This is a genomic window from Bradyrhizobium sp. USDA 4454 (genome assembly GCF_054822705.1).
On record NZ_JBTRCN010000001.1, the window covers coordinates 5,858,011 to 5,869,912 of the forward strand.

At 61.8% G+C, this 11,902-nt stretch carries 8 protein-coding genes and 2 pseudogenes; 1 reads left to right on the plus strand and 9 read right to left on the minus strand.

The features are described from left to right. Positions 1-10: 10 nt before the first annotated feature. From ACVIW0_RS27210 to ACVIW0_RS27245, 8 genes and pseudogenes are all read right to left on the minus strand, one after another. Positions 11-1,600: a class I adenylate-forming enzyme family protein gene (locus ACVIW0_RS27210; RefSeq protein ID WP_461355153.1), complete on the minus strand. Its 1,590-nt coding sequence runs from the start codon at positions 1,598-1,600 to the stop codon at positions 11-13. Positions 1,601-1,683: 83 nt separating this feature from the next. Then, a complete protein-coding gene (locus tag ACVIW0_RS27215; RefSeq protein WP_461355154.1) occupies positions 1,684-1,812 on the minus strand; it encodes a hypothetical protein in 129 nt (42 codons plus the stop codon). Further along, positions 1,805-2,596 (minus strand): GntR family transcriptional regulator, encoded by a 792-nt coding sequence (locus tag ACVIW0_RS27220; protein ID WP_461355155.1) that lies wholly within the window; start codon positions 2,594-2,596, stop codon positions 1,805-1,807. Before ACVIW0_RS27220 ends, ACVIW0_RS27215 begins: the two co-directional genes overlap by 8 nt. Before the next feature lie 14 nt (positions 2,597-2,610). Further along, positions 2,611-4,153, minus strand: a pseudogene (locus tag ACVIW0_RS27225) (sugar ABC transporter ATP-binding protein). Next, positions 4,150-5,268, minus strand: a complete 1,119-nt coding sequence (locus tag ACVIW0_RS27230; protein ID WP_461355156.1) for an SMP-30/gluconolactonase/LRE family protein — start codon at positions 5,266-5,268, stop codon at positions 4,150-4,152. The pseudogene ACVIW0_RS27225 and the gene ACVIW0_RS27230 overlap by 4 nt, the downstream one beginning before the upstream one ends. A 3-nt stretch (positions 5,269-5,271) precedes the next feature. Continuing rightward, complete coding sequence (locus tag ACVIW0_RS27235; protein ID WP_461355157.1) at positions 5,272-7,383, minus strand: ABC transporter permease; 2,112 nt, start codon at positions 7,381-7,383, stop codon at positions 5,272-5,274. A gap of 114 nt (positions 7,384-7,497) precedes the next feature. Then, entirely contained in the window at positions 7,498-8,520 is a 1,023-nt protein-coding gene (locus tag ACVIW0_RS27240; RefSeq protein WP_461355158.1) for a sugar ABC transporter substrate-binding protein, read from the minus strand. 59 nt (positions 8,521-8,579) lie between these two features. Further along, a complete protein-coding gene (locus ACVIW0_RS27245; RefSeq protein WP_461355159.1) occupies positions 8,580-9,533 on the minus strand; it encodes an ABC transporter permease in 954 nt (317 codons plus the stop codon). A gap of 786 nt (positions 9,534-10,319) precedes the next feature. Between ACVIW0_RS27245 and ACVIW0_RS27250 the strand changes: the two are divergent. Continuing rightward, positions 10,320-10,835, plus strand: a pseudogene (locus ACVIW0_RS27250) (CE1 family esterase); the annotation flags it as partial. A gap of 131 nt (positions 10,836-10,966) precedes the next feature. Here the strand turns inward: ACVIW0_RS27250 and ACVIW0_RS27255 are convergent. After that, the gene (locus tag ACVIW0_RS27255) at positions 10,967-11,881 is read right to left on the minus strand and encodes a YihY/virulence factor BrkB family protein (protein WP_461355160.1); all 915 of its coding nucleotides are present in this window, start codon (positions 11,879-11,881) and stop codon (positions 10,967-10,969) included. Between the last annotated feature and the right edge of the window lie 21 nt (positions 11,882-11,902).

The window sequence follows — 11,902 nt, forward strand, 5'->3', positions numbered from 1 at the left end:
ATACTCCTTACTAGCTGCGCAAGCCGTCCCTGAGCGTGTTTCGGGTGATTTTCCCGGATTCCGTCTTCGGCAAATCCACCAGCACGCGAATGTCGGCGGGGCATTTGTAGGCCGCCAGCCGCTCGCGGCAAAACCGCGTCAGCGCGGCGACGTCGATTGTGGCATCCGGTTGCGCGGAGACGAAGGCCACGACCGTCTCGCCGCGATACGGATCGGCAACGCCGACAACGGCGGCCTCGCGCACCCCCGGAAAGCCATAGATCACGTCTTCCACTTCGCGCGGCCAGACCTTGTATCCGGAAGCGGAGATCATGTCCTTCTTGCGATCCACGAGATAGAACCAGCCGCTCTCGTCAAAGAAGCCGATATCGCCGCTATGCAGCCAGCCGTTCGTCAGCACCTCATCGGTTTCCGCCGGTTTTCGCCAATAGCCGGCCATCACGCCCGAGCCGTGCACAACCACCTCGCCATGCTCGCCCGGTCCGAGCGGGCGGCGATCGTCGTCAACAATGATCGCATCGACGCCCGGCGTCGGCCTGCCGATCGACAGCGCGCCCGACTCGGGATCGACGGGAATCTGACCTTCGTTGGGTGCAAGGTGACTTGCAGACGTCAACTCGGTCATTCCATAGGAACTGCGGATGGCCCGTCCAAACCGCTTCGCAAAGGCATCGATGACCGAGGGAGCAATCGGCGCGCCGCCCGAATAGATATGTACAAAGCTGTCGAAATGGCGGCTGGTCGCCTCGGCCTGGTTCATGAACGCGATGTATACGGTGATCGCACCTACGATGAATGTCGGCCGCCATTCGAGGAAGGCATCGAGCGCGACCCGCGGCTGGAAACGATAGGTCAGCACCATCGCCGCGCGTGCGGCGAAGGCGGTAACCATCTGGATTTCAAAGCCGGTGATATGGAACAGAGGCGCAACGCCGAAAATGCGCGACGTGTCGTTCAGTTCGAAATGATCGCGGCAGATCTGCGCGGTCGCCACCAGATTGCGATGGGTGAGCATGGCGCCTTTGGGAACGCCCGTGGTTCCGGACGTGTACAGCAGCAGGCCGATGTGGTCGGACGTCAAACCCGGCGGCGGCGCCGCGGGTGCATTTCCAGCGAAAATCGTCGCCAGCGCATGAGCCGGCGACGCCTCGCCCGGTTCAGGCAGCACGCGGACATCGTTTCGCGTCTGGAATTCCCGCGCGCTGGTCCAGAGCACCAGTTCAGGATCAAGAGAATGGGCCGCGGGGAAAACATTGTCCCATTGATCATCGTGGCAGATCACCACCTTCGGTTCGCAGTCCGCAAACAGTTTCCGAAGCTCCGGTGTCCGGTACATCGGGTTGAGGCTGACGACGATGGCCCCCACCTTCCAGGCCGCAACGCTGGCTATGACGGATTGCGGCACATTCTGAAGAATGACGGCGACCCGGTCGCCGCGCCCGACCCGCTTGCGCGCGAACAGGCTGGCGAGCCGGTCGCTGAACCGATCTAGATCGGCATAGGTCAGCGCCGCATCAAAATAGAACACCGCCGGCGCCCCGCCCGGCGCGGCATGAAATAGATCGAGCGCCGTCAGCTTTCCGGGATCAGGAGGAGCCACAGGCGTTTCCCCGAGCCGCCTTCGCAGCCGACCTGCGGCTTCCTCATAGGCGCCCACGCGCGACGCGGAATCCGAGCCGGCGGTCATTGCCGCTTGCCATCGCTGTCGTAACGATGCCAGCCGCATCCGTCCTTGCGCTCATTGGAACCCGCGGCCAACTCCGTGCCCATCACCCCGGCGCCGACAATGCCGATCTCCTCGAAGTCACTCATTGGTACTCTTCCCTCGATAGACCGAGCCGAGACGCGCGCGCGGCAACGCGACGCGGCTCGCGATGCGCGGTTGGGCCGCCCCACTCTCTTTCGCTTGAATGACGACGCGCGTCCGCCGAATGTGGAGGCGCACCAACACCTGCGCAGCATCGACGTCGCGCGCCCGGATCGCGTCCATGATCAGAACGTGCTGGGGATCGGAGAACGGAAAGCCATCCTTGGCGTAGGTCTCGCTCACAAACTGCCGCCGAAAGTGCTGCGTGCTGTTCCAGAAGCGTTCGACCATCGCCAGCAGTTGCGGCATCCGCGCGCGCGAATAGGTCCGCAGATGAAACTCCCGATCAAGCTGGATGTATTCCTCGAGCGTTGTCACCTGCTCGAGTTCGCGCACAATGCGATCAAGCGCCTCGATATCCTCGTCGGTCAGGTTGGAAACGCTTTCGCCGATCGCGAGCGGCTCGACCGCTTCGCGGATCTTGTAGATCTCGATCGATTCCTCCGAATTGACGTCGGCAATCCAGGCGCCACGGTTCGGCGCCATTACGACCAGCCCCTCGTTCTCGAGCTGCTTCAGCGCCTCGCGCACGGGAATGCGGCTCGCTCCGAAGTGAGCTGCAAGAAGTTCCTGCCGAATCCGCGTGCCAGGCCGCATCTCGCCGCTCAGGACCGCACTGCGAATCTCGCTTGCGATCCGCTCGCTCATCAGGCGGCCGGCATCAGGATCGTCTTCATTGGCGTCCCGCGCCACGTCCTTCCAATGAGGAGGTCGCTGATAGGCACTCATGAAAGGCCTCCTGATCAGTGAATGGCCGCGTACATGATCTTGTCCTCGGTCGCATCAGCACGTGCCATTTCCTCAACGATTCGCCCGCCACGCGCGACCAGGATCCGATCCGAGATAGCCAAGATCTCCGGCAGATAGGAAGATATCACCACGACCGCCTTGTTCTCCCGCGCCAGCTTGCGAATGGCCTGATGGATTTGCGGGATGGCGCTGACGTCGACACCGCGCGTCGGCTCATCGAAAATGACCACCGTCGGTTCCTGGGCCAGAGACTTTGCCACCACGACCTTCTGCTGATTGCCGCCGGAATATTCCACGATCTTCAGCGTTCGCTTCAACGCCGAGATCGAGAGCGCCGAGATCCATCGATCGGCAATCCGCTTCATCTCGCGCGTAGAATAAAGAAACCGCTTGATGCGTGGCGACGCCAGATAGCCAAGATAGATATTCTGATCCACCGTCATCGTCTCGAAGAACCCGTCGACCTTGCGGTCCTCGGTAATATAGGCGATTCCATCGCGCACCGCCTGCCGCGGCACCCGGTAGCGGACCGGCTTGTTCCGCAGATAGATCATCCCGCCGCGCAGGAAGTTGCGCTTGCGCGCACCGCTGACGATTTGCGCGATCTCGGACCGTCCTGCTCCGACCAGCCCGAAAATACCTACGACTTCTCCGTTGAACACCGAAAACGACATGTTCTTGACGATGCTCCCCATCGTCACGTTCTCGACCGAAAGCACCTTTTCGCCAGGAGCTGAATGGGGCTTCGGCGCATCCGGATCAGCGCCGTGGGTCGCGTACTGCGCTGCCGTTTCCTCGCGGCCGACCATCATCCGCACCAGCGAGTCCCGAGTGACGTCCTTCGCCCGGACAGTGGCAACCAGCTTGCCGTCCCGCAGCACGGTGATGCGATCGGCGATGTTCAGTGCCTCTTCCAACGCGTGCGAGATGAAGATGATGCCCGCGCCCTTCTCTTTCAGGGTATTGAGAAGATGAAACAGATGCTGCGTCTCTTCGGGGGTGAGCGATGCGGTCGGCTCGTCGAAAATGAAGACCTGGGCGTTGTGGCGGACAGCCCGCACGATCTCGACCATCTGCCGCTTGGCCGTTCCGAGGTTCTCCACCAGCACCAGCGGATCAACGTTGAAGTTCATCGATTGCAGCGACTGGGTCGCAGCGATGTTGATCTTGCTGTAGACCGTAACCCACTTCTCCATGCCGAGTTCGAGATTTTGCGCCACGGTCATCGAGGGCACCAGACTCGATTCCTGATAGACCATTGCGACACCGCCCTCGAGCGCTTCCTTTGGCGATGCGAACGAGACCTTGCGGCCCCGGATCATATAGTCCGCCCGAGGTCAGCACGATCGCACCGGCAATCGCCTTGCAGAGCGTCGATTTTCCCGCGCCGTTCTCACCAAGCAATGCGTGGATTTCGCCCGGCCGCAGATCGAAGTTGACGCCATCGATCGCGTGCAGGCCGCCGTAGACCTTGCTGCCGTTGACGACCTGGAGCAGCGGGATTTCCGTCTGTTGTTGCGCCGGCATGATGTTCATCCTTGTTCCGCGCCGCGACCGACCGGCAGTTCGACGAGGCAATCGCGTCCCTTGGACACTGCCAGCACGCGCGAGCCGATCGGGCGGACGGTCGTGACGCCGTGGACACGGCCATCAACCCGGCTGTGCAACGTCTCTACCGCAAGTCCTGTGTTGTCGAGCCGGGCGACCAGGCCATAGGAGCGCGGCGGCGCCCACGGCTTCTGGATGCCGAGCTTCTTGATACGCCCGATCTGGGTCGGCTCGCGCGGATTAAGGCGACCGTCCAGCACCGGCCCGATCCAAAGCTCTGGCGGTACCGTCCGCATCATCTCGTCGCAGAATGCCCGTTCGCGCAGAACGAATTCGGTCAATTGCGTGCGGAGCGCGAGGAAAGCCATCCAGACCTCTCCGTCCGGGCCGCAGCCGAGACGCGCCGGATAGCCGGTATAATTCTTGACGATCACGCGCTTGTCTTCGCCTTCGCGCGAAAAAGCGCTCAAGCGGTGAGCCCAGGACTCCGCGACCCACACCTCGCCGCCGTCGGGGGACAAAGCCACACCGAGTGGCCAGGCGAGCTTGTCCGCCCGCACGCTCGCATCACCGAGCGAGGGATTGCACACAATGAGGCGACCCGACGGGGCTCGGTTTTGCATCAGGTCGGCGAGCCAGAGGTCAGGTCTGTTGTTGCGCGAGCCGTCGGTCAGGTAGATCGCGCCGTCGGACGCGACCGTCACCGACAATGGACAGGCGATCTTCTCTCCGGCGACACTTTCGAGCTTGCCGGTGATCTCTCCGGCTGGAGAGAGCGCCACCAAACCCGCGCCGGAGACGCATGCGAGCAACCTGCCGCCCGGCGTGCAGGCAATGCCGCCGACCGGACCATCGAGCGTTGCGAACACCGCGCGCTTGTTGAAATCGTCCCCGGTGCAACGCAGGATGCGGTTGCCTGTCGAGACGTAGAGCGCGCCCTCCTGCCCAAGCACAATGTCGTCCGGTCTTTCGATTTCGTCACCGAGCTGCCGGGCCTGATCGAGCCGCTGGTTCGGGGAGAACGCGCCGTCGAGCACCGGAATGCCGTGAAGCTCCCGGTTCGGAAACAACACGCGATCGATGATATCGCCGAGCAGAGACATGGCTCAGGCCCTTCCCCAATAAGACTTGTGCGCTTCCCAGGTCGGATCAGCGTCCTGCAGGCGGACACGGCCAATGCGGTTGTTCTCGAGACCGCCGATATAGAGATAACCCTTGTGCTCGCGGACCGACGTGATGGTCGGATGCGAAAGCCCGCCTGGATCCCAGAGCGATTCCGTCACCACGCCATTGTCGTCGAACTTGACCACGCAGCCGTAGTTGATGCCCGGACACAGCCACTCGTCCGGTGGAATTTGCTTGACCATGCGGGTGCGGAAGACAGGGTTGCGCATCGCAAGGTCATAGACCGGCGTGCGCAGGCCGACGAAGGCAAGCCAGTACTTGCCGTCGGAGGCACGGTTGATGTTGTCGCAATAGCCCGGAAGGTTGTCGATCAGGATTTCGCTGGTGCCTGCCTTCGGGCCGGCGATCCAGTAGCGGTTGATCTGGCACAGCCAGGTGCTGGCCCACAGCACAGACTGACCGTCATGCGAGATGCAGATCCCATTGGGGAAGGTCAGGTTCTTGAGAACCGTCTTGGTCGCGCCGGTTTTCGGGTCGTGGCAGATCAACCGGCCGTTGCCGCGCCCCTCGAAGCCGTCAAGTGCCCAGTCAGTCAGCTCGTAACGGGTCGAGGCCTCACTGAAATAGATCCTGCCGTCGGGCGCAACGTCGAGATCGTCAGCGAGATAGAGCCGCGAGTCGTCCTTGAGGCGCGTGCGCGTGCGCGTGGTGCGGTCAGTGACCTTGAAGACCGAGCGGTCCGGCTTCACACCGTACACACCCATGCCCGCGATGCACACGAGAAGGTTCTGGTCCCGATCGAACGCCAGCCCGAGCGGCCGGCCGCCGATGCGCGCGAACTCCTCGCGGACGGCATAGTCCGGCGCGAGAAAACGGATGATCGAGCCGTTGCGGTTGACGGTGTAGAGATTGTCCCTGCGGTCGAGGATGATGTCTTCCGGGCCCTCGATCATGTTGAGCGCGATCGCCTCCGCGTGCTTCAGGCGGTCATTCTCCGCGAACGGCGTGCCGCTGCCACGCTCGACCGACGGTGGCGGCTCAAAATCAACCCAGCTCGGGGTGACGTAGACCTTTTGCAGCACCTTGCCCTTGTTCTTGACCCACTTCACGTTGAAGCCCACTGCGAGCAGCAGGATGATGCCGATGATGGCGGTCGTCAGGTTGCCGGAAATGCCGAGCCGCACCATGCCACTGGTGAGCATGAAGATGATTGCCGCGCCCATGACGGCGCGCGCGATGGTGCCGCGGCCGCCGGCCAGGCTGATGCCGCCGAGAACCACCGCGGCCAGCGCGTTGATCTCCCAGCCGACGCCGGTATCGGTGCCCGAGCTGCTCTGCCGCGCGGCATAGAGGATCCCGGCCAGCGCCGCGATCGACCCTGACATCACATAGGCCGAGAACAGCACCCGCTTGACGTTGACGCCGGCGTGGCGGGCCGCCTTGCGGCTCGACCCGACCGCCATGATGTGGACGCCGGGCTTGATACGGGTGAGAAAGAAGTGCGTGCCGGCAGCGAGCAGAATCAACACCAGCATGTTGAACGGAAGGCCAAGGATTCTGCCCGACCCCATGAAATCCCACGTACTGGATCCACTATCGATGCTCGCAAGCTCGTCCGTGAACGCGACCGTAACCTTGTTATAGGCAGCGCGAACGATGATGAGGACAACCAGGGTCGTCAGGAACGGCCGGGTCTTTCCGTAAGCAATCAGACCGCCGTTGATCGCACCCATCGCCGCCCCGAACAGAACGACAAGCACGATCGTCACCGGTAGCGGCAGCCCAACAATGAGATACAGATAGAGCGCGAGGAAGTTCGACATCGCGAACACCGCGCCGACCGACAGATCGATGCCGCCCGACAGCACAGAGAATGCCATCGCGACCGCAACCATTCCCTGTTCCGCGAAATTCCGCATCAATTCCTGAAGGCTGCCCGCCGTCAGGTAGCGAGGGATCATCACCGCGAAACCCAGGAAAACCGCGATCGTTAGCGTAAATGGAATGATCGGCTCCATCCAACGCTTCTCAAGCAATTCGCCCAGGAATAGCTGGGGCGAATGGCGATGCCAGGCTCGTTGCATGCTCTTCATCGACAGACTCCGGCGGGTTCGGCGCGGGTGCGGCCGAACAGCGGGACGAGGCAGAAAATGGGATTGGCACCTCCGGCCTGCCCGCGCCGCAGTGGGCGCGGGCGCCGAAACGACTTACTTCGCGCCCTTCGGGATGCTGAAGCAGTACATGCGGTCGTCCTTCGACTTGACCCAGGCGGGGGTTGTGTAATAGGCGGTGTTCTTCGAACCCGGCTTATCGCCGCTCTGCAAGAGCGCGATCACCGCATCGGCGATGGTCTGGCCCTGCACGTCAGCGCGATACGACAGGTTCGCGGAGAACGCGCCCTGCTCCAGAAGATCGCAATCGGCGGGCTGGCCGTCGCTGGCGACGAACACCTTCACCTTGTCGCCCATGTTGGCCGCCTTGAGCGCCTGCGCCGCGCCGGCCGTCTGCGGTCCCCAGACGCTGAGGATCCCGCACAGCTTGGGGTGCTGCTGCAACACAGTGGTCGTGATATCGCCGGCCTTGTTGGCGTCCCAGCTGGTCGGCTGCGACGACACGACCTTGATCGACGGATCGGTCTTGAACACCTCCATGGCGCCGTTCTTCATGTCGAGTGAATAAGCTGCAGTCGCCTCACCTTCGAGGATTGCGATTTCGCCTGAGCCCTTGCCGCCGCCGCACTGATTGATAGCCTCGCGCGCGATCTTGGTGCCGAGATCCTTGGCATCGACGCCGACATAGGCGTCGGTCAGCGTATTGGACGCCATGTTGACCTGCACAACATAGATGCCCGCGTCCATCGCACGCTTGAGCTCCTTTGCAAGCAGCGTGACGTTCGGATTTTGCACCACGATCACGTCGGGCTTTTCGTTGATGTAGTCGCTGACGGTCTGAAGCTGGACGTCGGACTTGAAATTTGCATCGCGCGTGACGAGCTTGATCCCGTAATCGTCGAAACGATCCTTCATCACGCGCGTCCATTCGGATTCCAGAACGCCCATCCAGACCGGCGACCAGGCGACCGTCTTGCCTTTGAGCGCCTTGTCGAATTTCTCGCGCAACTGGTCGCGCGGCCCGGCCGCCTGCGATGGCGCGGCCACCAGGGCGGCGGTGGCCACGATCGCCGCCAGTCCGATGCCGGAAAGCGCCTTCCTGTGCCCTGCTTTCGTCATGTCTATTCCTCCCCTTTTATATCGGCCGACTGTTGCGGCCTGTTGATGGAAGCCGAGCGTCAATCGCCCTGCTTCGACGTCTCCTCGTCGCGCGGATGCAGTCGGGAATCGAGCAGGATCGCGATCAGCAGCACGATTCCCTTGACGATGTTCTGGGTCTGCACGTCCATATCCATGATGGTCATGCCGTTCAGCAGCACGCCGATCAGCAAGGTTCCGGCGATGACGCTCATCACGTTGCCGCGGCCGCCGACGAGGCTGACGCCACCGAGCACGACAACCATGATGACGTCGAAAATGATGGTCGATTCCGCGACCTGGAGATGCATCAGCGCCGTCTGCGCGACCATCACGACGCCACCGATGTAGCCGATCGCAGCGCACAGCGCGTATTCAATCATAGTCAGCGGACGGGTCGGTAGACCGGTCTGACGCGCGGCGTCGGGATTATCGCCATGAGCATAGACGAAGCGCCCGATCACGATGCGCGACAGGAAAAGATGCACGACGACCGCAGTGGCCGCGAAGATCAGTATCGAGATCGGGACGCCGCCCCAGACATTTCCGCCGAGCCGCAGGAATTCGTCGTGCTCTTTGGAAAGATACACGACATAGTGCTGCACCGCCGTGGTGCGCACGATCCCCAACACCGCAAGACTCGACGCCAGCGTCGTGAGCAGCGGCGGCATCTCGATGACCGAGATCAGAAACCCGTTCAAGACGCCGATCGCGATCGCCATCACGAAGCCGATCAGCAGTGCAACCGACGTCGCATAGCCCGAATTCATCAGAATGATCGCTATCGCGGTGGAAGCGGCAAACGAGGCGACCTGTGACAGGTCGAGTCCGCGTCCAATCACAACGACGGCCATGCCGAGCGCGAGAATGCCGAGTAGCGAAATGTTGCGCGCCAGCGCAAACAGATTGCCGAGCGTCAGGAAGCCGTTCAGGAAAATCGAAAAAACGACAATCAGAACCGCGCACATCGCCAAGACGGCCGTTGTCTGTGTCAATTTCGGCCCCCGCGCTCCCGAACTGCCGGTCACGGGATCCTCCCAAGTTAGTTTTTATTCTGGATGAAACTGAACGGAATGTATCCAAAAGTCAACGCTTGCATCCAAACACATTGGTCAAGCTTAGGAATATGCGCTAACAGATAGAGAATTATAACATATTTTCAGCTCCTTACGCCGACAATCGCGTATTCGCAACATCCTTCGCGCGGTTCAATTCCGGCCGTGCAGAGCCAAAATGGACGGATTGGATACATTTGATTGGCAGCCGAGCCGAGCGTGAGGGCTGTCAAGCTGAGATGGATGTCGCCCCTCGGGGTGGCGCGGCGAGGTCGCCAGCCATGCGGGAATCTGTTGCACGTGATTATGGGACGCGCACCGCAGCTCAACACGCCCGAACACGAATCTTGATAGCAACTTCCAAAGACGCATTGCGTCTACTTCGCGCCCGTTAACTGCGGCCGCAACTGCCAGGCGCTATTGGGTCCGCCCGATCGACGGACGGAGCCCATCTGGACGTCTGCTTATGGTGCGCTCGGAGGCGTTCGCATTTGCTGCGATCTCAGTCGCTTATCCCAATAATGAGGATCAAAAGGTTAACATCAACCTCAAAGGAGCTTTTCAGCTCGCGTTAACGACCCGGTAGTCCTGGTCCCGAACGTAATCAGCGGCCGAAAAAATCAACAAAGACAATGAAGCTCGATCCTGATTGGCCACCTTGTCGCTGATTGTTCACGGGGTTTCGGTGGTCAATCGGTGGTTAAGGTAGGATCTCAAATCAGCGAAACGCGGATGAAATTCATCGCCGAAGAACAGACCTGCTTCTTGGCATATCCCGCGCAACGGCCGGAAGCGAACCAGGCGAAATGCTGGAATTGGTTTCGGCCGGCCGACCAGCAGCGCGGCGGAGGCGAGCCCTCGCTCGTTGCCGGCATCACCCCCCAGATCATGCGCGACCATTCGGTCGAACCGGAACGCGTCTACGTCGCCGGACTGTCAGCCGGGGCCGCGGCCGCCGCCGTTATGGGATCGACGTATGGCGATCTGTACGCGGCGATCTGCATTCATTCCGGACTGGCCTGCGGAGCAGTCAGTGGCCTTCCCTCCGCGCTGATGGTCATGCAGCAAGGCAGTCGGACGCCGGCGGGCGCGAAATCCTCGAACACTGGGAAATCCACGGAGCCGCACACACATGGTCAGGAGGCAGCCCTGCGGCTCGTCACCGATCCGGACGGACCGGACGCGACGAGAGAGATGCCGCGTTTCTTCTTTGAACATTCCCTGCAGCGGAGACGAAACTAGGCCTCACGCGGACGCAACGATCAAGTCTTGGGCTTGTGCCTCGCGAGCCAGCCGCTCCGCCTTCAGGCGCTCCCGGTTTGTATGGAATCGCTCATAGGCGCCCCCGCATTTCGAAACACCTTTCGAGCTTTTCAGGGGCCTTTGGATCGCCTGGATCCTTCGCCTGGCCGACGTGCCGACTGCAAGAGGGGCCGCACGTTTTCGCGCTCCTGTCCTCGCTGCTTGAGCGAACCCTGGTGCTTTGCGTAGGCGTGCGTGATCTCCGCGCCCATCAAGATGATTTGCGAGGTGTAGTAGACCCAGATCAGCACGGCGACGATCGAGGCGGCCGCACCGTAGGTCGATTCCAGGCCTTGCTTGCCGATGTAGAAGCCGATGGCGGCCTTTCCGACCTCGAAGAACAAAGCGGTCAGGAGGGCCCCAAGCCAAACGTCCCGCCAGCCGACCGAGACGTCCGGCAGCCACTTGAACATCATCGCGAAGAGCACCGTCACGACCGCGAACGAAAGCAGCGTGCTCACGACGTGCAGCACGGCTTCCGGCATGTACGGCGCCAGGAACTTGCCGGCCGCGGCCAGTGCCGCCGTCACCAGCAACGAGACGAGGAGCAGAAAGCCGAGGGCCAGGACGGCGGCGAACGACAGCACGTAGTTGCGGGCGAAATGCCAGATGCCGCTTTCCTCCGATTCCTCCACCTCCCACACCACGTTTAGGGCATCCTTCAACTGTATGACGACGCCGATCGCCGCGAACAGCAGCGCGCCGATGCCGAGGATCGTCGCGAGCACTCCTTCGGCGGGACGGCTGGCTCCCGCCAGCATGGCTTCGATAGCCTTGGCTCCCGTGTCTCCGAGCATGTCCTTCAGGGAGGAGGTGACCTGCGAGGTGACCGCGTCGTGGCCGAAGAAGAGGCCAGCGATCGCGATCGCGATCACGATGATGGGCCCCAGGGAGAACACCGAGTAGTATGCGAGCGCTGCGCCCTGTCGCCCATCCTTGTGGCTCGACCAACTGGTCGCCGCCTCTTTCGCGACCGTCCACCACATCGGGACTTCTCCGATTTCGTC

Coding starts and splice junctions, on each gene's coding strand:
- ACVIW0_RS27240 (WP_461355158.1), bottom strand. CDS start 8,520: ATGACGAAAGCAGGGCACAGGAAGGCGCTTTCCGGCATCGGACTGGCG.
- ACVIW0_RS27255 (WP_461355160.1), bottom strand. CDS start 11,881: ATGTGGTGGACGGTCGCGAAAGAGGCGGCGACCAGTTGGTCGAGCCAC.
- ACVIW0_RS27235 (WP_461355157.1), bottom strand. CDS start 7,383: ATGAAGAGCATGCAACGAGCCTGGCATCGCCATTCGCCCCAGCTATTC.
- ACVIW0_RS27230 (WP_461355156.1), bottom strand. CDS start 5,268: ATGTCTCTGCTCGGCGATATCATCGATCGCGTGTTGTTTCCGAACCGG.
- ACVIW0_RS27215 (WP_461355154.1), bottom strand. CDS start 1,812: ATGAGTGACTTCGAGGAGATCGGCATTGTCGGCGCCGGGGTGATGGGC.
- ACVIW0_RS27220 (WP_461355155.1), bottom strand. CDS start 2,596: ATGAGTGCCTATCAGCGACCTCCTCATTGGAAGGACGTGGCGCGGGAC.